The 26491-nt window shown below is 56.5% G+C and carries 23 protein-coding genes; 8 read left to right on the top strand and 15 right to left on the bottom strand.

Annotated elements, in window-relative coordinates; translation table 11 throughout:
- Positions 1–62: 62 nt before the first annotated feature.
- The 8 genes from sucD to sdhC all read right to left on the bottom strand — a co-directional run bounded on the left by sucD (position 63) and on the right by sdhC (position 9699).
- Positions 63–932, bottom strand: a complete 870-nt coding sequence (sucD, locus tag RY075_RS06885; protein WP_003858609.1) for a succinate--CoA ligase subunit alpha — start codon at positions 930–932, stop codon at positions 63–65.
- Positions 932–2098 carry an ADP-forming succinate--CoA ligase subunit beta gene (sucC, locus tag RY075_RS06880; RefSeq protein ID WP_003858611.1) on the bottom strand — a complete coding sequence of 389 codons (1167 nt, stop codon included), beginning with the start codon at positions 2096–2098 and terminating at the stop codon, positions 932–934. The genes sucD and sucC overlap by 1 nt, the downstream gene beginning before the upstream one ends.
- Before the next feature lie 85 nt (positions 2099–2183).
- Positions 2184–3410 (bottom strand): 2-oxoglutarate dehydrogenase complex dihydrolipoyllysine-residue succinyltransferase, encoded by a 1227-nt coding sequence (gene odhB / locus RY075_RS06875; RefSeq protein WP_003858613.1) that lies wholly within the window; start codon positions 3408–3410, stop codon positions 2184–2186.
- A gap of 14 nt (positions 3411–3424) precedes the next feature.
- The gene (gene sucA / locus RY075_RS06870) at positions 3425–6232 is read right to left on the bottom strand and encodes a 2-oxoglutarate dehydrogenase E1 component (RefSeq protein ID WP_003858615.1); all 2808 of its coding nucleotides are present in this window, start codon (positions 6230–6232) and stop codon (positions 3425–3427) included.
- Positions 6233–6455: 223 nt separating this feature from the next.
- Positions 6456–7172, bottom strand: coding sequence for a succinate dehydrogenase iron-sulfur subunit SdhB (sdhB, locus tag RY075_RS06865; RefSeq protein WP_003858617.1), 717 nt, complete (start codon positions 7170–7172; stop codon positions 6456–6458).
- Positions 7173–7187: 15 nt separating this feature from the next.
- The gene (gene sdhA / locus RY075_RS06860) at positions 7188–8954 is read right to left on the bottom strand and encodes a succinate dehydrogenase flavoprotein subunit (RefSeq protein ID WP_003858619.1); all 1767 of its coding nucleotides are present in this window, start codon (positions 8952–8954) and stop codon (positions 7188–7190) included.
- Positions 8954–9301 (bottom strand): succinate dehydrogenase membrane anchor subunit, encoded by a 348-nt coding sequence (gene sdhD / locus RY075_RS06855; protein WP_003858621.1) that lies wholly within the window; start codon positions 9299–9301, stop codon positions 8954–8956. Before sdhD ends, sdhA begins: the two co-directional genes overlap by 1 nt.
- Positions 9295–9699, bottom strand: a complete 405-nt coding sequence (sdhC, locus tag RY075_RS06850; RefSeq protein ID WP_026080740.1) for a succinate dehydrogenase cytochrome b556 subunit — start codon at positions 9697–9699, stop codon at positions 9295–9297. The genes sdhD and sdhC overlap by 7 nt, the downstream gene beginning before the upstream one ends.
- A gap of 639 nt (positions 9700–10338) precedes the next feature.
- On the opposite strand from sdhC, the gene RY075_RS06845 reads away from it, so the two are divergent.
- On the top strand, positions 10339–11622 hold the full coding sequence (locus tag RY075_RS06845) for a citrate synthase (protein ID WP_003858624.1): 1284 nt from the start codon (positions 10339–10341) through the stop codon (positions 11620–11622).
- Between the two features lie 85 nt (positions 11623–11707).
- On the opposite strand, the gene nei is transcribed toward RY075_RS06845, so the two are convergent.
- The 7 genes from nei to RY075_RS06810 all read right to left on the bottom strand — a co-directional run bounded on the left by nei (position 11708) and on the right by RY075_RS06810 (position 17813).
- A complete protein-coding gene (nei, locus tag RY075_RS06840; protein WP_003858627.1) occupies positions 11708–12499 on the bottom strand; it encodes an endonuclease VIII in 792 nt (263 codons plus the stop codon).
- 18 nt (positions 12500–12517) lie between these two features.
- On the bottom strand, positions 12518–13258 hold the full coding sequence (gene pxpA / locus RY075_RS06835; protein ID WP_003858628.1) for a 5-oxoprolinase subunit PxpA: 741 nt from the start codon (positions 13256–13258) through the stop codon (positions 12518–12520).
- Entirely contained in the window at positions 13245–14177 is a 933-nt protein-coding gene (gene pxpC / locus RY075_RS06830) for a 5-oxoprolinase subunit PxpC (protein ID WP_232967348.1), read from the bottom strand. The genes pxpA and pxpC overlap by 14 nt, the downstream gene beginning before the upstream one ends.
- Positions 14171–14827: a 5-oxoprolinase subunit PxpB gene (gene pxpB / locus RY075_RS06825; protein ID WP_003858633.1), complete on the bottom strand. Its 657-nt coding sequence runs from the start codon at positions 14825–14827 to the stop codon at positions 14171–14173. Before pxpB ends, pxpC begins: the two co-directional genes overlap by 7 nt.
- Before the next feature lie 14 nt (positions 14828–14841).
- Positions 14842–15585 carry a type 2 GTP cyclohydrolase I gene (locus RY075_RS06820; RefSeq protein WP_003858635.1) on the bottom strand — a complete coding sequence of 248 codons (744 nt, stop codon included), beginning with the start codon at positions 15583–15585 and terminating at the stop codon, positions 14842–14844.
- Positions 15586–15595: 10 nt separating this feature from the next.
- Entirely contained in the window at positions 15596–17008 is a 1413-nt protein-coding gene (phrB, locus tag RY075_RS06815) for a deoxyribodipyrimidine photo-lyase (protein WP_022650613.1), read from the bottom strand.
- 598 nt (positions 17009–17606) lie between these two features.
- Positions 17607–17813, bottom strand: a complete 207-nt coding sequence (locus RY075_RS06810) for a YbfA family protein (protein ID WP_003858637.1) — start codon at positions 17811–17813, stop codon at positions 17607–17609.
- 310 nt (positions 17814–18123) lie between these two features.
- On the opposite strand from RY075_RS06810, the gene kdpF reads away from it, so the two are divergent.
- The 7 genes from kdpF (at position 18124) to speFL (ending at position 26291) form a co-directional block, all read left to right on the top strand.
- On the top strand, positions 18124–18213 hold the full coding sequence (gene kdpF / locus RY075_RS06805; protein ID WP_003858638.1) for a K(+)-transporting ATPase subunit F: 90 nt from the start codon (positions 18124–18126) through the stop codon (positions 18211–18213).
- Entirely contained in the window at positions 18213–19892 is a 1680-nt protein-coding gene (gene kdpA / locus RY075_RS06800) for a potassium-transporting ATPase subunit KdpA (RefSeq protein ID WP_063401314.1), read from the top strand. The genes kdpF and kdpA overlap by 1 nt, the downstream gene beginning before the upstream one ends.
- Positions 19893–19910: 18 nt before the next feature.
- Positions 19911–21959 carry a potassium-transporting ATPase subunit KdpB gene (gene kdpB, locus RY075_RS06795; RefSeq protein ID WP_032665446.1) on the top strand — a complete coding sequence of 683 codons (2049 nt, stop codon included), beginning with the start codon at positions 19911–19913 and terminating at the stop codon, positions 21957–21959.
- A gap of 12 nt (positions 21960–21971) precedes the next feature.
- A complete protein-coding gene (kdpC, locus tag RY075_RS06790; protein ID WP_003858641.1) occupies positions 21972–22547 on the top strand; it encodes a potassium-transporting ATPase subunit KdpC in 576 nt (191 codons plus the stop codon).
- A complete protein-coding gene (gene kdpD, locus RY075_RS06785; protein WP_059370808.1) occupies positions 22548–25235 on the top strand; it encodes a two-component system sensor histidine kinase KdpD in 2688 nt (895 codons plus the stop codon).
- Entirely contained in the window at positions 25232–25909 is a 678-nt protein-coding gene (gene kdpE / locus RY075_RS06780; protein ID WP_003858643.1) for a two-component system response regulator KdpE, read from the top strand. The genes kdpD and kdpE overlap by 4 nt, the downstream gene beginning before the upstream one ends.
- Positions 25910–26186: 277 nt before the next feature.
- Positions 26187–26291: a leader peptide SpeFL gene (gene speFL, locus RY075_RS06775; RefSeq protein WP_003858645.1), complete on the top strand. Its 105-nt coding sequence runs from the start codon at positions 26187–26189 to the stop codon at positions 26289–26291.
- Positions 26292–26491 lie beyond the last annotated feature (200 nt).

The raw sequence follows: 26491 nt of genomic DNA, 5'->3' as shown, positions 1-26491 counted from the left end.
ACCATGTCGAAACGGACATTTTTTTATACTTCAACGCGCCCCATACGGGGAGCAGAGAGGACTTACTTAATGATGGATTTCAGTGCTTCACCGATATCCGCCAGGCTGCGAACGGTTTTCACGCCTGCGGCTTCCAGTGCTGCGAATTTCTCATCAGCCGTACCTTTACCGCCTGCGATAATCGCGCCCGCGTGACCCATACGTTTGCCTTTCGGCGCGGTCACACCCGCGATGTAACCCACCACCGGCTTGGTCACATGATCTTTGATGTAAGCAGCCGCTTCTTCTTCCGCGCTACCACCGATCTCACCGATCATCACGATCGCTTCGGTCTGTGGATCTTCCTGGAACAGCTTCAGGATGTCGATGAAGTTAGAGCCCGGGATCGGGTCACCGCCGATGCCCACGCAGGTGGACTGGCCGAAACCGTAGTCGGTGGTCTGCTTAACCGCTTCATAGGTCAGGGTACCGGAACGGGACACAATGCCCACTTTGCCTGGGCGATGAATGTGGCCCGGCATGATGCCGATTTTGCATTCGCCCGGGGTGATAACGCCTGGGCAGTTCGGGCCGATCATGCGCACGCCTGCTTCATCCAGCTTCACCTTCACGGTCAGCATATCCAGCGTCGGAATACCTTCGGTGATGGTGATGATCAGTTTGATGCCTGCGTCGATCGCTTCCAGAATGGAGTCTTTGCAGAACGGCGCCGGAACGTAGATCACGGTCGCGGTTGCGCCCGTCGCTTCTACGGCTTCACGCACGGTGTTGAACACCGGCAGGCCCAGGTGGGTGGTGCCGCCTTTACCTGGCGTTACGCCGCCTACCATCTGCGTACCGTAGGCAATTGCCTGTTCGGAGTGGAAAGTCCCCTGGCTACCGGTGAAGCCCTGGCAGATAACCTTGGTATCTTTATTAATTAAAACGGACATTATTTCCCCTCCACTGCGGCAACAACCTGCTGAGCTGCATCCGTCAGACTTTTCGCTGCAATAATATTCAGGCCGCTGTCAGCCAGTTTTTTCGCGCCGAGTTCAGCGTTGTTCCCTTCCAGACGTACAACAACCGGAACGTTAACGCCCACTTCTTCTACCGCGCCGATGATACCGTCGGCGATCAGGTCGCAACGTACGATACCGCCGAAGATGTTCACCAGAACCGCTTTCACGTTGCTGTCAGAGAGAATGATTTTGAACGCTTCGGTTACGCGCTCTTTGGTTGCGCCACCGCCCACGTCGAGGAAGTTCGCTGGCTCACCGCCGTGCAGCTTAACGATGTCCATGGTGCCCATTGCCAGGCCCGCACCGTTAACCATGCAGCCGATGTTGCCATCCAGCGCCACGTAGTTCAGTTCCCACTGTGCAGCCTGCGCTTCACGCGGATCTTCCTGAGACTGGTCGCGCATTTCGCGCAGATCGGACTGGCGGAACAGCGCGTTGCCGTCAGCGCCCAGCTTGCCGTCGAGGCAGATCAGGTCGCCCTGGGTGGTGATCACCAGCGGGTTGATCTCGATCAGCGCCAGATCGCGCTCCAGGAAGATGGTCGCCAGACCCATGAAGATCTTGGTGAACTGCTGAACCAGCTTGCCTTCCAGACCCAGTTTGAACGCCAGCTCACGACCCTGGTAAGGCATTGGGCCCGCCAGCGGATCGATAGCCACTTTGTGGATCAGGTGCGGGGTCTCTTCCGCCACTTTTTCGATTTCCACACCGCCTTCGGTAGACGCCATGAACACCACGCGACGGGAGCTACGGTCTACGACTGCGCCGAGGTACAGTTCTTTCGCGATGTCGGTCGCCGCTTCAACCAGGATCTGGTTAACCGGCTGGCCGTTCGCATCTGTCTGGTAGGTTACCAGACGCTTGCCGAGCCAATGTTCAGCAAACGCACGGATCTCTTCTTTGCTCTTAACAACCTTCACACCGCCCGCTTTACCACGGCCACCAGCGTGAACCTGACATTTAACTACCCACGGGCCGGCACCGATTTTAGACGCGGCTTCTTCTGCTTCACGCGGGGTAGTACAGGCATAACCCACCGGAGCCGGTAAGCCATACCGGGCAAACAGCTGTTTGGCCTGATATTCATGTAAGTTCATGTGTTCTATCCATCCTTCAGGTAATCGTTAGGTAGTGCTTTTGTAAGCCCGGCAAGCAACGCGCCGCCGGGCAAGACTGCAAAAACTAGACGTCCAGCAGCAGACGCGTTGGATCTTCCAGCAGCTCTTTAATGGCAACCAGGAAGCCCACGGATTCGCGGCCATCGATCAGACGGTGATCGTAAGAGAGCGCCAGGTACATCATCGGCAGGATCTCCACTTTACCGTCTACCGCCATTGGACGATCTTTAATGGCGTGCATACCCAGGATCGCGCTCTGCGGCGGGTTGATGATCGGGGTAGACATCAGCGAGCCGAACACACCGCCGTTGGTAATGGTGAAGTTACCGCCGGTCAGGTCCTCAACGGTCAGCTTGCCGTCGCGGCCTTTCACGGCCAGCTCTTTGATTTTCTTCTCAATGTCAGCCATACCCAGGGTATCTACGTCACGCAGAACCGGGGTTACCAGGCCGCGTGGAGTAGAAACCGCCATGCTGACATCGAAGTAGTTGTGGTAAACCACGTCATCGCCATCGATAGACGCGTTCACTTCCGGGTAGCGTTTCAGCGCTTCAACTACCGCTTTCACGTAGAAGGACATGAAGCCCAGACGGATACCGTGACGTTTTTCAAACGCGTCACCGTACTGCTTGCGCAGGTCCATGATTGGTTTCATGTTGACTTCGTTGAAGGTAGTCAGCATCGCGGTGGAATTTTTCGCTTCCAGCAGACGCTCGGCCACGCGCTTACGCAGGCGGGTCATTGGCACGCGTTTTTCGCTACGTGCGCCCAGAGCGGGCTGTGCCGCTGGTGCTGCCGCAGGGGCTTTCGCTTCCGCTTTCGCCTCAGAAGGCGCTTTTGCCAGATGCTTGTCGATGTCTTCGCGCGTCAGACGGCCACCCACGCCGGTGCCTTTGATGGCTGCCGGATCGAGGCTGTGCTCAGCCAGCAGGCGACGGATCGCCGGGCTGAGCGCGTCGTTGGTCTGATCGGACAGAGACGCCTGCTGGCGCTGGGCCGGGGTAGACGCTTTTTCTTCAGATTTGGCGCTGGACTCTTTGCCCGCGCTGTTACCTTCACGCAGGCGACCCAGGATCTGGCGAGAAGTGACGGTCGTACCTTCATCTTCCAGGACTGCATCCAGAATGCCATCCGCTGAAGCCGGTACTTCCAGTACCACTTTGTCAGTTTCGATTTCTACCAGCACTTCGTCACGGGTTACCGCGTCGCCTGGTTTTTTGTGCCAGGTGGCGACGGTTGCATCTGCTACGGACTCAGGCAGGTCGGGAACAAGAATATCTACGCTACTCATTATGTATCCTTTAATTAATCGACGTTCAGCGCGTCATTGACCAGATCTTGTTGCTGCTTCTGGTGAACGGACATATACCCTACCGCCGGAGAGGCGGAGGCCGGGCGACCTGCATAACGCAGGGCAGACCCAAATGGAATCACTTCACGGAAATGATGCTGGCTGCAATACCATGCGCCCTGGTTGAGCGGCTCTTCCTGGCACCAGACAAAATCATGAACGTGAGCGTACTGTTTCAGCACTTCCTGCATCGCCTGATGCGGGAACGGATAAAGCTGCTCGATACGCACGATGGCGACATCTTTCTGATCGTTCTTACGGCGCTGTTCCAGCAGGTCGTAATAAACCTTACCAGAACACATTACGACACGCTTAACGGCCTGCGGATCCAGCTCGTCAATTTCACCGATGGCCGGCAGGAAGGTGCCGTTTGCCAGCTCTTCCAGGCTGGAGACCGCCAGTGGATGGCGCAGCAGGGATTTTGGCGACATGACTACCAGCGGACGGCGCATACCGCGCAGCGCCTGACGACGCAGCATGTGGTAAACCTGAGCCGGAGTGGACGGCACGCAAACCTGCATGTTCTGCTCGGCGCAGAGTTGCAGATAACGCTCCAGACGCGCGGAGGAATGCTCCGGCCCTTGTCCTTCATAGCCGTGCGGCAGCAGCATCACCAGACCGCACATACGGCCCCACTTCTGCTCACCGGAGGAGATGAACTGGTCGATAACCACCTGCGCACCGTTGGCGAAGTCACCGAACTGCGCTTCCCAGATAGTCAGGGTGCGGGGTTCTGCGGTGGCATAGCCGTATTCGAAGGCCAGAACCGCTTCTTCTGACAGCACGGAGTCCCAGACCTTGAACTGGCCCTGACCGTTATGCACGTGCTGAAGCGGAGTATACGTTGAACCGTTAGACTGGTTGTGTACAACCGCGTGACGGTGGAAGAAGGTGCCACGACCCGCATCTTCACCGGACAGACGAACCGGAATACCTTCGTCAACCAGCGTCGCATAGGCCAGCGTTTCCGCGCCGCCCCAGTCGAACAGCTTCTCACCCGCCGCCATGGCCTGGCGGTCGCCATAGATCTTGGCCACGCGGGACTGCATCTCGATCGCTTCCGGCACGGTGCTGATGCGTTTAGCCAGTTCCTGCAAACGCTTCATCTCAACCTTGTTCGGGTAGCTCTCGTCCCACTCGTGGTTGAGGTACGGCGACCAGGTAAAGGAGTGCATGTTCATTGGACGCAGCTCTTTGACCACGCATTCACCCGCGTCCAGCGCGTCGCGATAAAGATTGACCATTTCGGTCGCATCTTCCAGCGTCGCCACTTTTTCGCTTTCCAGCTTGTCAGCATAGATTTTACGCGGCGTCGGATGTTTTTTGATTTTCTGGTACATCAGCGGCTGGGTTGCACTTGGCTCATCCGCTTCGTTGTGGCCGTGACGGCGGTAGCAGAAGAGGTCAATGAATACGTCGCGCTTGAAGGTGTTACGGAAGTCCAGCGCCAGACGGGTAACGAAAGCAACGGCTTCAGGGTCATCCGCGTTAACGTGGAAAATTGGCGCCTGAACCATTTTACCGATGTCGGTGCAGTACGGGGTGGAACGCGCATCCAGCGGGTTAGAGGTGGTGAAGCCCACCTGGTTGTTGATTACGATGCGAACGGTACCGCCCACTTCATAACCACGCGCTTTCGACATGTTCAGGGTTTCCTGAACCACGCCCTGCCCCGTGACCGCCGCATCACCGTGAATGGTGATTGGCAGCACTTTATTGCTGCTCGGCTCGTCCAGACGATCCAGACGCGCACGCACGGAACCGATAACCACCGGGCTAACGATTTCCAGGTGCGACGGGTTAAATGCCAGCGCCAGGTGAACCTGACCGCCCTCGGTTTCGATATCAGACGAGAAGCCCATGTGGTACTTCACGTCACCGGTGCCGAGGTGCTCTTTATGTTTACCCGCAAATTCGTCGAACAGATCCTGCGGCTTTTTACCCAGCACGTTAACCAGCACGTTAAGGCGTCCACGGTGCGCCATGCCCAGCACCACTTCGCGCGTACCGCTCTTACCGGCATGACGAATCAGCTCTTTCAGCATCGGGACTAACGCATCGCCGCCCTCCAGTGAGAAGCGTTTTGCGCCAGGGAATTTCGCGCCCAGATAGCGCTCAAGGCCTTCCGCTGCGGTCAGTTCGCTGAGGAAACGTTTTTTCTCTTCTGCTGAGAAATTCGCGTGGCCTGCCACGGATTCGATACGCTGCTGGATCCAGCGTTTCTCTTCGGTGGAGGTAATGTGCATATATTCCGCGCCGATGGAGCCGCAGTAGGTTTGCTTGAGCGCGTCAATCAGATCGCCCAGCTTCATCGTGTCTTTGCCGATGGCAAAAGAACCTACGTTAAAGCTTTCCTGGAAATCGGCCTCGGTCAGATCGTGATAAGCCGGATCGAGATCCGCTACACGTTCCTGCTGCCACAGTCCCAGCGGATCGAGATTCGCATGCTGGTGACCACGGAAGCGATAAGCGTTGATAAGTTGCAGGACTTTTACCTGCTTCGCATTGGTGTCAGGGTCGGAAATCGCAGAAGAGTAACGTGAGGCATCCTTCGCCAGACGACGGAAATAATCACGTGTTTTTGAATGGAATTGATCCGGTTTGACCCCTGTACCAGGCAACTGCTGGAACATGGAACGCCAGTTTGCGTCCACTGAGTCAGGATCGGTTAAGAAGTCTTCATAGAGCTGTTCTATCCAGCTCTGGTTTGAACCAGAGAGGTAAGAAGAGTCCAGCCAGGCTTTCATTGCGCCGTTCTGCATCGTGATCCCTTAAGCATTTTTATGCTTACTTTCGCCGTAGAAACTACCACGCACACCACGTGTACGTGCCGGGGTTCACCTGCGAGCTCTTTTCATTTGGCCCGCGAAGGAACCTTTAGAAACTGTCTAAACTTCAGGGCAGTTTTTAAAGGTTTCTGCAATCTGTCCCCTCTCCCTTTGGGAGAGGGTTAGGGTGAGGGGAACAGCGCTCCCCTCTCACTACTTACGCACTGCGCTGCAACAACATCGACTTAATATGACCGATGGCGCGCGTTGGGTTCAGCCCCTTAGGACACACACTGACGCAGTTCATGATGCTATGGCAGCGGAATACGCTGAAAGCGTCACTTAGCCCTTCCAGACGATTCTCGGTTTCGGTATCGCGGCTGTCGATCAGGAAGCGATAGGCAGCCAGCAGACCCGCAGGGCCGATAAATTTATCCGGATTCCACCAGAACGACGGGCATGACGTTGAACAGCATGCACAGAGAATACACTCGTACAACCCATCGAGTTTTTCACGCTGCTCAGGAGACTGTAAGTGCTCGCGAGCGGGTGGATTTTGCCCATTATTCAATAAGTAAGGCTTAATCTTCTCATATTGTGCATAGAATTGCCCCATGTCCACCACCAAATCACGCACGACCGGCAGGCCAGGCAGAGGACGGATAACAATTTTCTGGCCAGGGCGGTTTAGCGCTGAAATTGGCGTGATGCAGGCCAGGCCATTTTTGCCGTTCATGTTCACACCGTCAGAACCACACACCCCTTCACGGCAGGAGCGACGGAACGACAGCGTAGGATCTTTCTCTTTCAGCTGGATTAAGGCATCCAGCAGCATCATGTCGCGACCTTCTTCCGCTTCGAGGGTGTAATCCTGCATACGCGGAGCATCGTCTACATCCGGGTTATAACGATAAACTGAGAATTCGAGTTTCATTATCCTGTCTCCGCATTAGTAAGTACGAATCTTCGGCGGGAACGCCGGACGCAGTTTCGGTTCCATATTAACGCTACGACGCGTCATGGTTTCCGACTCTGGCAGATACAGGGAATGGCACAGCCAGTTTTCGTCATCACGATCCGGGAAATCGAAGCGGCTATGGGCGCCACGGCTTTCGGTACGGAAGTTTGCCGACATCGCGGTCGCGAACGCGGTTTCCATCAGGTTATCCAGCTCAAGGCACTCAACGCGCTGGGTGTTGAACTCGCTGGAGGTATCGTCCAGACGGGCATTCTTCAGACGCTCGCGAATCGCTTTCAGCTGCTCAAGCCCTTTGGCCATCGCGTCACCTTCACGGAATACCGAGAAGTTGTGCTGCATACACTCTTGCAGCGCTTTACGAATTTCCACCGGATCTTCGCCGTTACGGTTGCCGTTCCAGCGGTTGAGGCGCTCAAGAGAGGCATCGATTTCGTCGTCGGTCGCATCACGCAGCGCGCCCTGCTCGGCAATAGATTCCTGGAGATGCAGCCCCACCGCACGACCAAATACCACCAGGTCCAGCAGGGAGTTGCCGCCCAGACGGTTTGCGCCGTGCACGGATACGCAGGCGATTTCGCCCACCGCGAACAGGCCAGGGATGACCACGTCTTCGCCCTGCTCGTTCACGGTCAGCGCCTGACCGGTCACTTTGGTCGGAATACCGCCCATCATGTAGTGACAGGTTGGGATAACCGGAATTGGCTCTTTCACCGGGTCGACGTGCGCGAAGGTGCGGGACAGCTCCAGAATGCCCGGCAGACGGGATTCCAGCACTTCTTTACCCAGATGGTCGAGTTTCAGCTTCGCGTGTGGACCCCAAGGGCCGTCACAGCCGCGGCCTTCACGAATTTCGATCATGATGGAACGCGCCACCACGTCACGGCCCGCCAGGTCTTTCGCGTTTGGCGCATAACGCTCCATGAAGCGCTCGCCATGTTTGTTCAGCAGGTAGCCACCTTCACCACGGCAGCCTTCTGTCACCAGTACGCCCGCCCCGGCGATACCGGTTGGGTGGAACTGCCACATCTCCATGTCCTGCACCGGCACGCCTGCGCGGATAGCCATACCGACACCGTCACCGGTGTTGATGTGGGCGTTGGTGGTGGACTGGTAAATACGGCCTGCACCGCCGGTCGCCAGCACCGTAGCGCGGGCTTTGAAGTAGACCACTTCACCAGTTTCGATGCACAGGGCGGTACAACCCACCACGGCGCCATCGGCGTTTTTCACCAGATCCAGCGCATACCACTCGGAGAAGATGGTGGTGTGGTTTTTCAGGTTCTGCTGATATAACGTGTGCAGCAGCGCGTGGCCGGTACGGTCAGCCGCCGCTGCGGTACGTGCCGCCTGCTCGCCGCCGAAGTTTTTCGACTGGCCGCCAAACGGACGCTGATAGATGGTGCCATTTTCCAGACGGGAGAACGGCAGACCCATGTGGTCCAGCTCCAGAATCGCTTCCGGGCCGGTTTTACACATATATTCGATGGCATCCTGGTCACCGATGTAATCGGAACCTTTTACCGTATCGTACATGTGCCATTCCCAGTTATCTTCATGGGAATTACCCAGCGCAACGGTGATACCGCCCTGCGCAGACACTGTGTGGGAACGGGTCGGGAATACTTTAGAGAGCAGCGCACAGGTCTGGCCGCTCTGGGAAATTTGCAGTGCGGCGCGCATACCTGCGCCACCCGCACCAATCACAACAGCATCAAATTCTCTGACTGGCAGTTTCATTACACACCCCACACCACAACAAATCCATAAATGACGTAAACCAGCAGAGCAACAACAATAATCAGTTGCAGCGGAAGGCGAATCGCCAGCGGTTTAACGTAATCGGTCAACACCTGCCACATGCCAATCCAGGCATGAATAAGGATGGAGAACAGGGCCAGCAGGGTGAACACTTTGGTGAAGGCCGATCCGAAGAAACCACTCCAGATTTCCCACGTCAGCGTCCCGCTGGTCGCGAAGAAACCGATCATATAGATGATGTAAAGGGTGAGAACGATGGCGGTAGCACGGACCAGGATGAAGTCATGTACGCCGTTGCGTCCTAATGCGGAGGCGTTGCTTACCATACGAGAACTCCTGCGAGAAGTGAAAGCACGACAGTGATCACAAATGAAATGTTAGCGGTACGTTTACCGGCCTCGAACGTCTCTTCCAGGTAGCCAAAGTCCATCAGCATATGGCGAACGCCACCAACCACGTGATAGGCCAGCGCGGTCAGAATGCCCCACATGATAAATTTCACGAAGAAGCTGTTCATGATGGCTGAGGCCTGGAGGAATCCTTCAGGGGATGAGAGGCTGGTTCCCAGTAACCACAGCAAGATACCGACCGCCACAAACGTAATCACACCAGAAACACGGTGCAGAATGGACGCTATTGCTGTTACAGGGAATCGGATCGTTTTGAGATCCAGATTGACAGGTCTTTGTTTTTTCACATTTCTTATCATGAATAACGCCCACATGCTGTTCTTATTGTTTCCTTCCTCCGGACTGCGATGCGGGTCAGACAGCGTTCCTTTTCTATAACTGCGCGTCATGCAAAACATTGCTTCCAAATGCTAAAACGACACGTAACAACGCTGGGTGGCTCGGGATTGCAGGGTGTTCCGGAGACCTGGCGGCAGTATAGGCCGTTCACAAAATCATTACAATTAACCTACATACAGTTTGTTGGGTTTTCTCTGGAACAGTGATCGGGGTCACGATAACAACATCTTTTTAAATTTTAATCATCTGATTTGACAAATGTTAAACAATATTGTTACAAACGTCATCAGAAAAGGCATATAATGCGCAAAAGTTATGAGGTCTCTCTTTCACCTGACAAATAGTTATGTAACAGTGTGATGGTATTGACCGAAGTTATCAGGACAGTTATTAGTGATATACAGGTTTGAATAATTCGGACTGCAAAAACGCTGATTTGCTGTTGTTTCACTGATATTTCATTCGTTTACCTGCAAGGCGCCATAGCTCTGTACCCTGGTTTCTCCTCGTGAGCTGAGCGGTAAGCCAAATAACAATCTGGTAACGATGATTAACAGCTGAAAGCAAATCCGGTAAAGCGCAGTCTTAAGCATAAGGCGCTAAGGAGACCGTAAATGGCTGATACAAAGGCAAAACTCACCCTAAATGGTGATGATGCTATTGAACTGGATGTGCTAAAAGGCACGCTCGGTCAGGATGTTATTGATATCCGTACGCTGGGTTCCAAAGGGGTATTCACCTTTGACCCTGGATTCACCTCCACCGCATCTTGCGAATCCAAAATCACCTACATTGACGGTGACGAAGGTATCCTGCTCCATCGCGGCTTCCCCATCGATCAGTTAGCCACCGAATCCAACTATCTGGAAGTGTGCTACATCCTGCTGAACGGCGAAAAACCGACGCAGGCTCAATACGATGAATTTAAAACCACCGTGACCCGTCACACCATGATCCATGAGCAGATTACCCGTCTGTTCCATGCGTTCCGTCGTGACTCTCATCCGATGGCGGTTATGTGCGGTATTACCGGTGCGCTGGCGGCGTTCTACCACGATTCTCTGGACGTGAATAACCCACGTCACCGTGATATCGCGGCGTTCCGTCTGCTCTCCAAAATGCCTACCATGGCGGCGATGTGTTACAAATACTCTATCGGTCAGCCGTTTGTGTATCCACGCAACGACCTCTCCTACGCGGGTAACTTCCTGCGCATGATGTTCTCCACGCCATGCGAAGAGTATGAAGTGAACCCGGTGCTGGAGCGCGCGATGGACCGTATTCTGATCCTGCACGCTGACCACGAACAGAACGCCTCGACCTCTACCGTCCGTACCGCAGGCTCTTCCGGCGCGAACCCGTTCGCCTGTATCGCTGCGGGTATCGCCTCCCTGTGGGGACCGGCGCACGGCGGCGCGAACGAAGCAGCGCTGAAGATGCTGGAAGAGATCAGCTCCGTTGAGCATATTCCTGAGTTCGTGCGCCGCGCGAAAGACAAGAATGACTCCTTCCGTCTGATGGGCTTCGGTCATCGTGTTTACAAAAACTACGACCCTCGCGCGACCGTCATGCGTGAGACCTGCCACGAAGTGCTGAAAGAGCTGGGCACCAAAGATGATCTGCTGGAAGTGGCGATGGAGCTGGAACACATCGCGCTGAACGACCCGTACTTCATCGAGAAGAAACTCTACCCGAACGTCGATTTCTACTCTGGCATTATTCTGAAAGCGATGGGCATTCCGTCTTCCATGTTCACCGTGATCTTCGCCATGGCGCGTACCGTGGGCTGGATTGCGCACTGGAACGAAATGCACAGCGAAGGCATGAAAATCGCCCGTCCTCGTCAGCTGTATACCGGCTACGAGCAGCGTGATTTTAAGTCTGACCTGAAGCGCTAAAAGTTAAGCCCGGTGGCGCTACCGCTTACCGGGCCTACAAATGCGAAACATAGGCCGGGTAAGGCGTAGCCACCACCCGGCTTTTTTATTTTTGACAATGTGGACACCAGTAAAAGGGTCTCGAAGAGAGCATAATCCTGTCGATAATCCCGCCGCACCGCTCGCACTTCTTCCCCGCCCGATGAAACACCTTGAACCGGAACAGCGCCCCGTGATGCTTGTTCTCATCCACCATGCCGCGCGTGTTGTACGACAGCCGCGGGATGTCCAGCAGCGCGTGGGACAGCGCCTCAAGCTGTTCATCGCTCAACTGCGACGCTTTGTGCTGCGGTGCCAGCCCGACTTCCCAGAGGATCTCCACCCGCAGGTAGTTTCCCAGCCCTGCCAGAAATGCCTGATCGAGCAACAGCCCGGAAAACTGCCGGTTGCGGAATGTGGGCGATAGCAGTCGGGTCTTCACATCGCTCGCCGTCAGGCGCATATCCAGCACGTCCGGCCCAACCCGCTGTAAGAACGGATGCGTGAGCAACTGCTCTGGCGTTAACATTTCGATATCAGAGGCGCTGTAGAGCAGGATCGCCTTATCCGCCGTTTGTAGCCGCACTCGCAGCACGCGGGTCGTTTGCGGCTGCTCGTCCGCCTCCACCACCCGCCAGACGCCGTAAAGCTGATTATGGCTGTATAACGTCAGGTTATGGGAAAAGTGGGTGAGTAACGCTTTGCCGCGCGTTTCAATGTGGGTCACCGTCTGCCCCACCAGCTGCGATTCAAACGGCTTGAGTTGAGGAAAGGCAAACCAGACGTGTGTCAGAGGTTTGCCCTTTATCGCCGCCTCCAGGCTATCCGCCGCGCGGCGGATCTCCGGACCTTCTGGCATGTTATTGTCCTTTCATGATTATTCTGCGCTGACAACAATGCCCTCTTCCGAGAACGCCGCCCGCAGGCGTCGCGCAAACTGGAGCGCATGCTCGCCGTCACCGTGTAAGCACACCGTATCAGCCTGAACGTTTGCCGTTGTACCCTCCGTTGAGGTTACTCGCCCGAAGCGCACCATCTCCAGCGTCTGCGCCAGCGCTTTACCTTCGTCGGTGATCAGCGCACCGGCCCGCGTGCGCGGAACCAGGCTGCCGTCCGGCAGGTATCCCCGATCGGCAAACACTTCCTGCCGCGTGCTCAGCCCCAGCCGTTCGCCGGCACGAATAAGCTCGCTGCCCGCCAGGCCCACCAGCACCAGACGCGGATTGCAGTCCCGCACCGCGCGGGCAATGGCATCCGCCAGCACCGGATCTTTCGCCGCCTGGTTATAGAGCATGCCGTGCGGCTTGACGTGGCGCAACACGCCATTCTCAGCGCGCACTATCGCCTCCAGCGCGCCGATCTGGTAGAGCATTTGCGCGTAAACCGTCTCAGGCGGCAGATCCATCGCCGTGCGGCCAAAGTTTTCCCGGTCCGGAAAGCTGGGGTGAGCGCCTATCGCCACGCCGTTTTTCATGGCATTGCGCACGCTCGCCAGCATGGTCTGCGCATCGCCGGCATGAAACCCGCAGGCGATATTCACCGAGGAGACCAGCGTCATCAGCGCCGCATCGGCGCTGCTGCCCTCTCCCAGATCGGCGTTTAAATCAATCTTTACCATCGAGCCTCCACGCCAGCTGTTCGAGATAACGCTGCTGATCCTGCCGGGCTTTCAGTGCCTCCTCCAGCGAACACTGCACAAAATGAATTGGCTGACCGAGAGGAATTTGCGCCAGATGGTAGCGATCGGCTTCGATAATGCAGGCAATACGCGGATATCCTCCCGTGGTTTGCGCATCGTTCATCAGTACGATGGGCTGTCCGTTGCCTGGCACTTGAATCACCCCCGGCAACAGACCATGGGAAAGCAGCTCCCGGTCAGTCGTGCGGGTCAGCGGCTGTCCCTGAAGCCGGTAACCCATGCGGTTACTCTGCGGGCTGATCTTCCACGGCGAGCGCCAGAAAGACTCTTTCGCGGCTTCATCAAACTCCTGGTATTCCGGTCCTGGTAAGGCGCGGATCACGTTCCCCCACAGCAGCTGTTTCACGCCCTGCGTGGTGGTGAAATGGCGCGTTGAGGTCTTTATTCGCAGACGATCGCCGTCGCGCAGCAGCCGTCCTTCATGGCCGCCCATTCCCGCTTTCTGGTCGGTGCTGGATGAGCCCAGCACCTCCGGCACGTCGATCCCCCCCGCTACCGCAAGATAGCTACGCACGCCGTGCAGAGGACGCTTGAGCGTCAGACGCTGCCCGGCCTTCGCCCGCAGGCGCCAGCCGGTCCACACCACTTTGCCGTCCAGCGTCGCGTCACAGCCCGCGCCGGTTAAGGCAAACCAGGCTTCCTGACCAAACTCAATCACGCACTGACCCAGCGTAATTTCTAACGCCGCCGTGCTGCCTGCGTTACCTACCAGCAGGTTGGCAATCTCCAGCGAGGGACGATCAAGCGCACCGCAGTAGCTCACGCCCGACTGACGCAGCCCAAAACGCCCGGCATCCTGTACCGAGGTGTAAAGCCCTGCGCGAATAAGCGTTAACATACTCCCTCCTTCTGCGGGATAAAGCGCAGCGTATCCCCCGGACGCAGGAGTATGGGCGCGTCCTGGCCTGGTTCGAATAACGGCGTGGACGTGTGCCCAATCAGCTGCCAGCCTCCCGGTGAAGCGAGCGGATAAATTCCCGTTTGCTCGCCACCAATCGCCACGCTGCCCGCCGGTACGCTCAGGCGCGGCTCAGCCCGGCGCGGCGTATGCAGCTGGGGCGATAACCCGCCCAGATAAGGGAAACCCGGCTGAAATCCCAAAAACCAGACAACATAGTCGACTGAGCTATGCAGCTCCACAACCTGCTTCTCCGTTAATCCACAGTGCTCGGCCACCACGCCAAGGTCGGGGCCTCCCTTGCCGCCATAGACAACCGGGATCTCAATCGTGCGCGATTCCGGCTCCAGCGCCTCGCTCTCCTCCCACCAGCGTTGCAGACGCTCAATGGCATCCAGCGCCCCCGTGTGCGGATCACGCAGCACCACGGTGATATTATTCATACCCGGAATAGCTTCAACCACGCCGGGTAGCTCGGGCAGTCGCTGAGCCAGACGCCAGATACGCTTTTGCGTGGCAAGCGTCACCGGAGGCTCAAGTTCCAGAACCACTGCGGTTTCACCCAGAAGATAACAACGCGCTCGCTGCACTTAACTACCTCTCATCAGGCCGGATTAGGGATATCAATAAACGTCACATCCAGATCGGTATTTTCCGTCAGCCACTCGCTGAGGGCGCGGATGCCGCCACGCTCGGTGGCGTGATGGCCCGCCGCGTAAAAATGCAGGCCTTGTTCACGGGCTGAGTGGATAGTCTGCTCGGAGACTTCGCCGGTAATGAAGGCGTCGACACCAAAACGCGCCGCGCTGTCAATAAAGCCCTGGCCGCCGCCGGTGCACCATGCCACGCGCTTCACGGTATCCGGCCCGGTGTCGCCGCACCACAGCGGACGACGCCCCAGGCGCGCTTCGATCCACGAGGCCAGCTCCAGACCCGGAACCGGCATCGACAGTTCGCCCCACGGCACCAGGGGTTCAATTTCACCCATCACGGTAATCCCCAGCAGTTGCGCAAGCTGAACGTTGTTCCCCAGCTCAGGATGCGCATCGAGCGGCAGGTGATAGCCGTACAGGTTGATGTCATTCGCCAGCAGCGTTTTGAGTCGGTTGCGCTTCATGCCGCGAATAATCGGTGATTCGTTTTTCCAGAAATAACCGTGGTGGACAATCACCGCATCGGCTTCCTGACGCACCGCCTCATCCAGCAGCGCCTGGCTTGCCGTCACGCCGGTGATAATTTTTTGCACCGTCTCGCGCCCCTCCACCTGCAAGCCATTCGGGCCGTAGTCGCTAAACGAAGCCGTGTTGAGTTTTTCGTTAATCAGGCGTTCCAGTTCACTGTTTTTCATCATCATTCTCTCAAACTTTTCGGGCGGCTTCGTACGCCGCCAGCGTGGCGACGCGCGCCTGTTTATGGTCGACAATGGGACGGGGATAGTTCAGGGTAACACGCTGTTTATCCGCCCATACCCAGGGTTCATGAATGGCTTTGGCCGGGACATCCTTAAGCTCAGGCAGCCAGCGGCGGATAAACTCGCCGTCGGCGTCAAATCGTTGTCCCTGCGTGGTCGGATTGAAGATCCGAAAATAGGGAGCCGCATCCGTTCCGGTGGAGGCCGCCCACTGCCAGCCGCCGTTATTCGCCGCCAGATCGCCATCGATCAGCTGAGAGATAAAATAACGCTCTCCGGTTCGCCAGTCGATAAGCAGATCCTTCACCAGGAAGCTGGCGGTAATCATACGCAGACGGTTATGCATCCACCCGGTTTCATTGAGCTGCCGCATAGCTGCATCAACAATCGGGAAGCCGGTAAGCCCATGCTGCCATGCCTTAAGCAGCTTCTCATTCGACTGCCACTGTACCTGTTCGGTCCAACGAATAAAGGGCCGATGTTTACACAAATCAGGATGATACGTCATCAGATGGCGATAGAACTCACGCCAGATCAGTTCGTTCAGCCACACTGCGCCCGCCCCCCCGTCTAACGCCTGAGGCTGTTCCGCCAGCAGGCGATGTAAACACTGGCGCGGAGAGAGCGCGCCCAGCGCTAGACAGGCCGACAAGCGGCTGGTGCCTTCAATCGCTGGAAAATCCCGACGCGCCTCGTACTCAACCGCCCCCTGCGCGCAGAACTGACGCAACCGGGCGATAGCCGCTTTCTCGCTGGCGGGGAACACTGTTTCATCGAACGACTGCTGGGGATAATTCAGCCTGATCGCCGGCAGATCCGTTATCGTTTCCCCTCTCACGGACGGGGCGGTAACGCACTCAGGTAGTCCCTCTTTCAGGCGTTTGATAAAGGCATTTTTAAACGGCGTGAAAACTTTATACATCTCGTGACTGCCGGTCATTACGCTGCCAGGCGCGAGCATCACGCTGTCATCAAAGCCTTCACAGACCACGCCCGCGAGGGATTTCTCCAGCTGACGATCCCGCTGCTGCTCGTTGAATTCATACTGATAGTTGTAATAAAGATGCGTTACTGCGTACTGCTGGCAGATTGCCTGCACCGTCTGACGCTGAGCGGCAAAATCATGGGCCTCTTTATAGATCAGCGGAATGCCTTTTTCGGCCAGTGAATGTTGCAGGTCATTCAGATACGCGCTGAGCAGTGCCGCTTGCCGGGGCGCCATGTCATGCTGCCGCCACTGTTCAGGCGTGGCGATAAACAGGGCCAGCACATTCGCGTCTTTAGCGCGGCAGGCCGCCGCGAGAGCGAAGTTGTCGTGAATGCGTAAATCCGCGCGAAACCAAACCAGATGGGTGGGCATAAAACTCCTGGCAATTGTCCATTATGTCCGTAAGGGCATGCCGTAAAAGGAAAAAGGCATGCATTGAACTACTTTGCCATGAAGTGTAGACGGGATGAAATAAAAAAGGCCGCCCGAGGCGGCCTTAACGCTACTTGTCCTGCACTATCGGGGTAAAGGCAATAAACACATCCGGTTTATCACTCTTTACAACGAGTGCGCTGGCGACAGTGAACGCAATGCATAAATAGCGTTTCACTATGCGGTCCCTGCTGCTAACCGCTCCACCTATCACCACCGGTGATAAATCGGTGGACACAAGCCCGGGTAGGTGGGCTGCTTTACGGCTATGGATACACCTTTCCCAGGACCGATGCCCATTTGCGAGATGGCGGAAAGGGACGTGGCATCATAATTAACACCAACGCCAAAAGTAAGTTATTTCAGTAAAATTAGGAATTTATAAAGGTGAAGTGGATTGCGAACTTTTTAAAGAAGGGTATGATAAAAATCCCGGGTAGGGGCTGCAAGATTACCCAACGGACCGCGAATCCCGAGGGACAAAAAAACCGCCACTTTGCTGTAGGCGGTTTTTTTATGGCTACGATGTCACACCGTATCAGTAGAAATCGCAGGTTGCTTTCTCGGCCTGATCCATCCACACCGGCTTCTCGCTGGTTTTCGCCCAGACGCGATGCAGGTAACTGTAGAAACGTGCGCGATCTTTCCAGAACAACATCACCGGCAGGGCCAGCACGCCAGCCACAACGGCGAAAGTGCGACGCATGAAAATGATATGAGCCGGAAACTCTTTATAAAGATCCATATTTTTCTCCCCTGTAGTTGGCCGGAAACCGTCTCCGGAAAATGTGAAATCTGTGACCTGGTTAAAATAATACCGCTTTGTTTGTAATTTTACTACTCATCCGACCACTTATTTTCATCCATTTCGTGAATATTTACATTCATGCCTGTAATTAAGTTACAAAAAAGTTAACGATTTACTTACCAATAGTTAAATTGTGGCTTTTCGCTTTTTTATACTTTTTTTACACCTGCCCTTCTGATTTTTGCGAAATCTTTGCGCCACAAATCCTACCGTTTGTACAACAACAAAAGTCACCCGGAGGTGGAGTGTGAGTGCAGGTCTGATTGCCGGCATCGTGCTGGTGTTCCTGTTATTGGGTTATCTGATTTATGCCCTGATTAATGCGGAGGCATTCTGATGGCTGCTCAGGCGTTTTTGCTTATTGCCAGCTTTTTACTGGTACTGTTTGTGTTCGCCAGGCCGCTGGGAACAGCGCTGGCGCGGCTGATAAACAACGTGCCATTGCCGGGCACGCGAAATATTGAAAATGTGCTCTGGCGCATTTCAGGTATCAGCGACCGGGAAATGAACTGGCGCCAATACCTGATGGCGATACTGCTTCTGAATATCGTGGGGCTTATTGCCCTCTTTACGCTGCTAATACTCCAGGGCAGTCTGCCGTTGAACCCGCAGCATTTACCGGGGTTATCCTGGCATCTGGCACTGAACACGGCGGTCAGCTTTGTCACCAACACCAACTGGCAGTCTTACGCCGGTGAAACCACGCTCAGCTACTTCAGCCAGATGGCCGGGTTAACCGTGCAGAACTTTCTTTCTGCGGCCAGCGGTATCGCGGTGATCTTCGCCCTGACGCGCGCGTTTGCCCGTCAGAATGTCAGCACTCTCGGCAACGCCTGGGTTGATGTCACACGCATCACCCTTTGGATCCTGGTGCCTGTTGCGCTGATTATTGCCCTGTTCTTTATTCAGCAAGGCACTCTGCAAAACCTGCTGCCTTATACCCCTTTCACCTCGCTTGAAGGGGCCAGGGAACTCCTGCCAATGGGGCCGGTGGCGTCGCAGGAAGCAATCAAGATGCTGGGCACCAATGGGGGCGGCTTCTTCAACGCCAATTCATCGCATCCGTTTGAAAACCCAACGGCGTTAACCAATTTTGTACAGATGCTGACGATCTTCCTGATCCCCACCGCGCTCTGCTTCGCCTTTGGCGATGTAGTTAACGATCGCCGCCAGGGCCGTACGCTGCTGTGGGCCATGTCGTTAATCTTCGTGGTCTGCGTAGCACTGGTGATGTGGGCCGAATGGAACGGCAACAGCCACTTCATGCAGCTGGGGGCTAACAGCAATATCAACCTGGAAGGCAAAGAGAGCCGCTTCGGCATTCTTGCCAGCAGCCTCTATGCGGTGGTCACCACGGCGGCCTCCTGCGGGGCGGTGAACGCCATGCATGACTCTTTCACCGCGCTCGGCGGCATGATCCCGATGTGGCTGATGCAGATTGGCGAGGTAGTTTTCGGTGGGGTCGGTTCGGGGCTGTACGGCATGCTGTTGTTCGTCCTGCTCGCCGTGTTTATCGCCGGGCTGATGATCGGCCGCACGCCGGAATATCTCGGCAAAAAAATCGACGTCCGCGAAATGAAATTAACCGCGCTGGCGATCCTGGTCACCCCCGCCCTTGTGCTGCTCGGTACCGCGCTGGCGCTGATGACCGACGCCGGGCGCAGCGGCATCTTTAACCCGGGCATTCACGGCTTTAGCGAAGTGCTTTACGCCGTTTCGTCTGCCGCAAACAACAACGGCAGCGCCTTTGCAGGGTTAAGCGCCAACTCACCGTTCTGGAACTGTCTGCTGGCGTTCTGCATGTTCGTCGGTCGTTTCGGCGTGATTATTCCCGTCATGGCGATCGCCGGAACACTGGTGAATAAGAAGATCCAGCCGACCACCACCGGTACGTTACCGACTCACGGCGCGCTGTTCGTCGGCCTGCTGATTGGCACCGTTCTGCTGGTAGGTGCCCTGACCTTTATCCCCGCCCTCGCGTTAGGCCCGGTTGCGGAATATCTCTCTTTACGCTGATTTTGCGGAGAATTTTTCATGAGTCGTAAACAACTGGCCCTGCTCGAACCGACCTTAGTTCGTCAGGCCCTCATGGATGCGGTAAAAAAACTGAGCCCGCGCGTCCAGTGGCACAACCCGGTGATGTTTATTGTCTGGACTGGAAGTTTACTCACCACCGTACTGGCGATTGCCATGGGAACGGGACACCTTTTGGGGAATGCAACCTTTACCGGCGCCATCAGCCTGTGGCTGTGGTTTACCGTGCTGTTCGCCAACTTCGCCGAAGCGCTGGCGGAAGGCCGCAGTAAAGCGCAGGCCAACAGTCTGAAAGGGGTCAAAAAAACCGCCTTTGCGCGCAAATTACGCGAACCTAAATACGGCGCGCACATGGACCACGTACCGGCGGATGAACTGCGTAAAGGTGACGTGGTGCTGGTGGAAGCCGGCGACATCATCCCCTGCGACGGGGAAGTGATTGAGGGCGGCGCGTCGGTAGACGAAAGCGCCATTACCGGGGAATCCGCACCGGTGATCCGTGAGTCGGGCGGAGATTTCGCCTCAGTTACCGGCGGAACGCGCATTCTTTCCGACTGGCTGGTGATCCAGTGCAGCGTTAACCCGGGCGAAACCTTTCTCGACCGGATGATCGCCATGGTGGAAGGCGCACAGCGTCGTAAAACGCCGAACGAGATCGCCCTGACCATTCTGCTGGTGGCGCTCACCATTGTCTTCCTGCTGGCAACGGCGACCCTGTGGCCCTTCTCCGCCTACGGCGGTACAGCGGTCAGCATCACCGTACTGATCGCCCTGCTGGTCTGTCTGATCCCCACCACTATTGGTGGCCTGCTTTCCGCGATTGGCGTGGCGGGGATGAGCCGTATGCTGGGCGCTAACGTCATCGCCACCAGCGGACGCGCCGTTGAAGCGGCGGGGGACGTAGACGTGCTGCTGCTGGATAAAACCGGGACCATCACCCTGGGCAATCGTCAGGCCTCTGACTTTTTACCTGCTCCCGGCGTGGATGAAAAAACGCTGGCTGACGCGGCGCAGCTTTCCTCGCTGGCCGATGAAACCCCGGAAGGCCGCAGTATCGTGATCCTCGCCAAGCAGCGCTTTAACCTGCGCCAGCGCGACGTACAAAGCCTGCACGCTACGTTCGTTCCCTTCACGGCGCAAACCCGCATGAGCGGCATTAACATTCAGGACCGGATGATCCGTAAAGGGTCCGTTGATGCCATTCGCCGTCATATTGAAGCCAATAATGGACACTTCCCCCCGGAAGTCGACCATCTGGTGGAAAGCGTGGCGCGTCAGGGGGCAACCCCGCTGGTGGTGGCGGAAGGTGCAAGCGTTCTGGGGGTGATCGCTCTGAAGGATATCGTTAAAGGCGGTATAAAAGAGCGTTTCGCCCAGATGCGTAAGATGGGCATTAAAACGGTGATGATCACCGGGGATAACCGTCTGACTGCGGCGGCCATTGCCGCCGAAGCGGGCGTGGATGATTTCCTTTCCGAAGCGACGCCGGAAGCAAAGCTGGCGCTCATTCGCCAGTATCAGGCGGAAGGTCGTCTGGTGGCGATGACCGGCGACGGCACCAACGACGCCCCGGCGCTGGCGCAGGCCGACGTGGCGGTGGCAATGAACTCCGGTACCCAGGCGGCAAAAGAGGCGGGCAACATGGTGGATCTCGACTCGAACCCGACCAAGCTGATCGAGGTGGTGCACATCGGGAAGCAGATGCTGATGACGCGCGGCTCGCTGACCACGTTCAGTATCGCCAACGACGTGGCAAAGTATTTCGCCATCATTCCGGCGGCGTTTGCGGCAACCTACCCGCAGCTAAATGCCCTGAACGTGATGCACCTGCACTCTCCGGCCTCGGCCATTCTGAGCGCGGTGATCTTCAACGCGCTGATTATTGTCTTTCTTATTCCGCTGGCGCTGAAAGGGGTGAGCTATAAGCCGCTGACGGCCGCCGCCATGCTGCGCCGTAACCTGTGGATTTACGGTCTGGGTGGGCTGGTGGTGCCCTTTATTGGGATCAAGGTTATCGACATGTTGCTAACGCTGTTCGGGCTGGTTTAAAAGGTGGATCCAATGACGATGTTACGTCCCGCTATACTGTTGTTTATTCTGCTGTCTCTGATTACCGGCGGGCTTTACCCGCTGATGACTACCGCGCTGGGCCAGTGGTGGTTTCAGGATCAGGCCAACGGCTCGCTGATTATCCAGAACGGTGAAAACCGCGGCTCGCGTCTGATTGGGCAGAACTTTACGGACCCACGCTACTTCCAGGGACGCCCTTCCGCCACTGCGGAAAGCCCGTATAATCCAATGGCCTCCGGCGGCAGCAATCTGGCGGGCAGTAACCCTGACCTGGACAAAGCCATTGCTGAACGCGTTGCCGCCCTGCGCGCTGCGAATCCGCAGGCCAGCCGTGAGGTGCCGGTTGAGCTGGTCACCGCCTCCGCGAGCGGGCTGGATTACAGCCTGACGCCGGACGCGGTGGTCTGGCAGATCCCTCGCGTGGCCGCCGCCCGTCAGCTGACCGTCGAGCAGGTGAGCCAGCTGGTTGCAGAACATACGCAAAAGCCGCTGGTCAGCTTCATCGGCATGCCGGTAGTGAACATTGTTGAGCTGAATCTGGCGCTGGATGCGCTAAGGAAGAACTAAATGACGGACGAGCCCATGCGCCCGGATCCGGACAGGCTGCTTGAACAGACGGCTGAAGCCCACCGTGGCAAGCTGAAAATTTTTTTCGGCGCCTGCGCGGGTGTCGGGAAAACCTTCGCCATGCTGACGGAAGCCCAGCGGCTTCGGGCGCAGGGGCTTGATATTCTCATCGGCGTGGTGGAAACCCACGGTCGCAAAGAGACTGCTGCGCTGCTGACGGGGCTGGCGACGCAGCCGCCCCAGCGTATCAGCCATCGCGGGCGGCTGGTCACGGAGTTTGATCTTGATGCCGCCCTCGCCCGCCGCCCTGCCCTGATCCTGATGGACGAACTGGCGCACAGCAATGCGCCAGGCTCCCGCCATCCGAAGCGCTGGCAGGATGTTGAGGAGCTGCTTGAGGCAGGCATTGACGTCTTCACCACGGTGAATGTTCAGCATCTGGAAAGCCTGAACGACGTGGTGAGCGGCGTAACCGGTATCCAGGTGCGGGAAACCGTCCCCGATCCGTTTTTTGATTCTGCCGATGAAGTCGTACTGGTTGACCTGCCGCCGGACGATCTGCGCCAGCGCCTGCATGAAGGCAAAGTGTATATTGCCGGCCAGGCCGAACGCGCCATCGAACATTTTTTCCGCAAAGGAAACCTGATTGCCCTGCGCGAGCTGGCCCTGCGCCGCACCGCCGATCGCGTTGATGACCAGATGCGCGCCTGGCGAGACCTACAGGGACAAGAGCGCGTCTGGCACACGCGGGACGCCATTCTGTTATGCATTGGTCACGGCAGCGGCAACGAAAAACTGGTTCGCACCGCCGCCCGGCTTGCAGCGAAGTTTGGCAGCGTCTGGCACGCGGTCTACGTCGAAACGCCGCAGCTGCATGGCCTGCCGGAAAATCAGCGCCGCGCCATTTTGAGCGCGCTGCGGCTGGCGCAGGAGCTGGGCGCCGAAACCGCAACCCTTTCCGATCCGCAGGAAGATAAAGCCATTCTGCGCTACGCGCGGGAGCACAACCTGGGCAAGATTGTCATTGGACGTCGCCAGCACCGCCGCTGGTTTAGCCGCGAATCTTTTGCCGACAGGCTGGCCCGCCGCGCGCCGGATCTTGATTTAGTCATCGTCGCGCTGGATGACAAGCCCGCCCCCCTGCCCAACCGTACGCCGGACGCTCGCACCTTTGGCGATAAATGGCGCATTCAGATCCGGGGCTGCATGGTGGCCGTGGTCCTCTGCGCCCTGATTACGGTGATTGCCAGCCAGTGGCTCATCGCCTTCGACGCCGCCAATCTGGTCATGATTTATCTGCTCGGCGTCGTTGTGGTCGCGCTCTTTTATGGCCGCTGGCCGTCGGTGCTGGCGACGGTGATCAACGTCATCAGCTTCGATCTCTTCTTTATTGCTCCGCGCGGGACGCTTGCTGTCTCGGACGTGCAGTACATTCTGACCTTTGCCGTGATGCTTACCGTCGGGCTGGTGATCGGGAATCTGACGGCAGGCGTGCGCTACCAGGCACGCATTGCCCGCTATCGCGAGCAGCGCACGCGCCATCTGTATGAAATGTCAAAATCGCTGGCGGTTGGCCGCACGCAGCGAGATATCGTGCAGACCAGCGAGCAGTTTATCCGTTCGACCTTTCATGCCAGTAACCTGATTTTGCTCCCCGACGAACAAGGGCGCCTTCGCCCGCTGACCTCCCCTTCGGGGATGACGCCCTGGGATGAAGCGATTGCCCGCTGGAGTTTCGATAAGGGTTTACCTGCCGGCGCCGGCACCGACACGCTCCCCGGCGTGCCTTACCAGATCCTGCCGCTGCGCAGCGCGGATAAAAATCACGGGCTGGTCATCGTCGAGCCGTCTAACCTGCGTCAGCTGATGATCCCCGAGCAGCAGCGCCTGCTTGAAACCTTCACCCTGCTGGTCGCCAGCGCCCTTGAACGGCTGGCGCTCACCGCCAGCGAAGAGCAGGCGCGGCTGGCAAGCGAGCGCGAAAGTATTCGCAACTCGCTGCTGGCAGCGCTGTCTCACGATTTGCGCACGCCGCTTACCGTGCTGTTTGGCCAGTCCGAAATTCTGACGCTGGATCTGGCGGCGGAAGGATCAAAGCACGCGATGCAGGCCAGCGAAATTCGCCAGCACGTGCTGAATACCACGCGCCTGGTGAACAACCTGCTGGACATGGCGCGCATTCAGTCCGGCGGGTTTAACCTCAAAAAAGAGTGGCTCACCCTTGAGGAGGTTGTCGGCAGTGCGCTGAAGATGCTGGAGCCGGGTCTCGGCGGGCGCCATATTGAGCTGGACATGCCGGAACCCCTGACGTTAATCCATGTGGATGGCCCGCTGTTTGAGCGCGTGCTGATTAATCTTCTGGAAAATGCCGCTAAATACGCCGGGGCAAAGGCCCGGCTGGGGATTGCTGCCAGGGTGGATAAACGTGTGCTGCGGCTCGACGTCTGGGATAACGGGCCGGGTATTCCGGCCGGTCAGGAGCGCGCCATATTCGAAAAATTTGCGCGCGGTAATAAGGAATCCGCCATTCCTGGCGTTGGGCTGGGGCTGGCGATCTGCCAGGCGATTGTCGACGTGCATGGCGGCACCATTTCCGCAGAGAACCGCCCGGAAGGTGGGGCACGCTTTTGTGTTACACTTCCTCTGGAAAGCCCACCAGAACTTGATGAATTACCAGAGGATTTGTGATTAACGTTCTGATTGTTGAAGATGAGCTCGCTATCAGCCGATTTCTGCGTACCGCGCTGGAAGGCGACGGTTTGCGCGTTCATGAAGCCGGAACGCTTCAACGAGGGTTGATTGAAGCCGCGACCCGCAAGCCAGATCTGGTGATCCTGGATCTGGGACTTCCGGATGGCGACGGCATCGATTTTATTCGTGAGGTGCGTCAGTGGAGCCAGATGCCTATTCTGGTGCTCTCTGCCCGCACCGAAGAGACGGATAAAATCGCCGCACTGGATGCCGGAGCGGATGATTATCTGATCAAACCGTTTGGCATTGGCGAGTTACAGGCCCGGCTTCGTGTGGCGCTGCGTCGACACAGTGCCACCTCCCCTTCCGACCCGGTGTACGCCTTTGGCGATATCCGCGTCGATCTTGCTGCACGCCGCATCGTAAGAGGAGAAGAAGAGATCCACCTTACGCCTATTGAGTTTCGTCTGCTGGCCGTGCTGCTCAATAACCATGGTAAAGTGTTAACGCAGCGACAGCTGTTAAGCCAGGTCTGGGGGCCGAATGCTGTCGAGCATAGTCACTATTTACGCATTTATATGGGACACCTTCGCCAGAAGCTTGAAGCCGATCCCGCGCGTCCTCGTCATTTATTAACAGAAACCGGTATCGGATATCGGTTTATGATCTGAATAAGTATTCACTTTAATTTTAAATAAAAACTTACCAGCCTGAATATAGCCATGAAAATAACGATGAGATTATTTTCACGGCTATATTCGCCCTCTTTAAACACAATTAGAACATCAATTTAACACCGAACCAACAAAACGGCATTTTGATCTGCGTTATTCACTCAAAACGACTAATTATTTCTGAAATGATCGGTTATTGGTGATCTGTTTCACAGTTAATCCCTTTTTCCTGGATAAAATGACCATGCTTTCAATTACTGAAAGGAAATTGAACATGGAAAACAATAATCGTTTAATGCCCCATATAAGGCGGACAACACATATCATGATGTTTGCCCACCGAAACTGTTTTGACTTTCATCTCTTTAACGCCCGGTAGTCCTTCGACTTCTGGCGCATCTGCTTACAGGTTATCCTGAAACACGCTATTTTACAGGCTGTTGCCTGTGAACACCTGCGCTCATTCCTTGTGATTCAGATTCTCCGCAACCGGGCGGACTGAATTCTACTCAGCAAAAAAGCAATTAACTGATTTCGTATCAGCGGACACGCTTTGCTTTTTTTTTCCGGAAATAATCG

It is taken from the genome of Enterobacter sp. JJBC (genome assembly GCF_036936505.1).
Lineage (GTDB): Bacteria > Pseudomonadota > Gammaproteobacteria > Enterobacterales > Enterobacteriaceae > Enterobacter > Enterobacter hormaechei_C.
The sequence above is the reverse complement of the archived record's forward strand: the minus strand, read 5'-3'. Positions and strand labels throughout refer to the sequence as shown.

Excerpts from the sequence above, each read along its gene's own strand:
- sucD (WP_003858609.1), bottom strand. The coding sequence starts at position 932 with ATGTCCGTTTTAATTAATAAAGATACCAAGGTTATCTGCCAGGGCTTC.
- sucC (WP_003858611.1), bottom strand. The coding sequence starts at position 2,098 with ATGAACTTACATGAATATCAGGCCAAACAGCTGTTTGCCCGGTATGGC.
- odhB (WP_003858613.1), bottom strand. The coding sequence starts at position 3,410 with ATGAGTAGCGTAGATATTCTTGTTCCCGACCTGCCTGAGTCCGTAGCA.
- sucA (WP_003858615.1), bottom strand. The coding sequence starts at position 6,232 with ATGCAGAACGGCGCAATGAAAGCCTGGCTGGACTCTTCTTACCTCTCT.
- sdhB (WP_003858617.1), bottom strand. The coding sequence starts at position 7,172 with ATGAAACTCGAATTCTCAGTTTATCGTTATAACCCGGATGTAGACGAT.
- sdhA (WP_003858619.1), bottom strand. The coding sequence starts at position 8,954 with ATGAAACTGCCAGTCAGAGAATTTGATGCTGTTGTGATTGGTGCGGGT.
- sdhD (WP_003858621.1), bottom strand. The coding sequence starts at position 9,301 with ATGGTAAGCAACGCCTCCGCATTAGGACGCAACGGCGTACATGACTTC.
- sdhC (WP_026080740.1), bottom strand. The coding sequence starts at position 9,699 with ATGTGGGCGTTATTCATGATAAGAAATGTGAAAAAACAAAGACCTGTC.
- RY075_RS06845 (WP_003858624.1), top strand. The coding sequence starts at position 10,339 with ATGGCTGATACAAAGGCAAAACTCACCCTAAATGGTGATGATGCTATT.
- nei (WP_003858627.1), bottom strand. The coding sequence starts at position 12,499 with ATGCCAGAAGGTCCGGAGATCCGCCGCGCGGCGGATAGCCTGGAGGCG.
- pxpA (WP_003858628.1), bottom strand. The coding sequence starts at position 13,258 with ATGGTAAAGATTGATTTAAACGCCGATCTGGGAGAGGGCAGCAGCGCC.
- pxpC (WP_232967348.1), bottom strand. The coding sequence starts at position 14,177 with ATGTTAACGCTTATTCGCGCAGGGCTTTACACCTCGGTACAGGATGCC.
- RY075_RS06820 (WP_003858635.1), bottom strand. The coding sequence starts at position 15,585 with ATGAAAAACAGTGAACTGGAACGCCTGATTAACGAAAAACTCAACACG.
- phrB (WP_022650613.1), bottom strand. The coding sequence starts at position 17,008 with ATGCCCACCCATCTGGTTTGGTTTCGCGCGGATTTACGCATTCACGAC.
- RY075_RS06810 (WP_003858637.1), bottom strand. The coding sequence starts at position 17,813 with ATGGATCTTTATAAAGAGTTTCCGGCTCATATCATTTTCATGCGTCGC.
- kdpA (WP_063401314.1), top strand. The coding sequence starts at position 18,213 with ATGGCTGCTCAGGCGTTTTTGCTTATTGCCAGCTTTTTACTGGTACTG.
- kdpB (WP_032665446.1), top strand. The coding sequence starts at position 19,911 with ATGAGTCGTAAACAACTGGCCCTGCTCGAACCGACCTTAGTTCGTCAG.
- kdpC (WP_003858641.1), top strand. The coding sequence starts at position 21,972 with ATGACGATGTTACGTCCCGCTATACTGTTGTTTATTCTGCTGTCTCTG.
- kdpD (WP_059370808.1), top strand. The coding sequence starts at position 22,548 with ATGACGGACGAGCCCATGCGCCCGGATCCGGACAGGCTGCTTGAACAG.
- speFL (WP_003858645.1), top strand. The coding sequence starts at position 26,187 with ATGGAAAACAATAATCGTTTAATGCCCCATATAAGGCGGACAACACAT.